Here is a 223-nt window from a genome sequence, read left to right on the forward strand (position 1 = left end):
CCCGCCGATCGCGGACTCCCGGTCCCAGACCAGGGTGCGGGTGACCCGCCCGACGTCGCTGATCAGCTGCCACATCCCGGACAGGATGTCCCCGGCCTGGCGTGAGGGGATCATCGTCGCGGACAGGAACCGCGAGTAGCCCAGCGTCATCACCAGCACCGGCAGAACTCGCTCCTGACCGGCCCCGACGGGGATCGTGGTCTCGGGGAACCACAGGTCACAC

1 pseudogene is annotated in these 223 nt (G+C 69.5%); it reads right to left on the reverse strand.

What is annotated here, in order from left to right:
* Positions 1 to 223, reverse strand: a pseudogene (locus FVA95_RS30580) (IS21 family transposase); the annotation flags it as partial.

Source organism: Pseudonocardia sp. EV170527-09 (genome assembly GCF_008369905.1).
Classification (GTDB): domain Bacteria; phylum Actinomycetota; class Actinomycetes; order Mycobacteriales; family Pseudonocardiaceae; genus Pseudonocardia.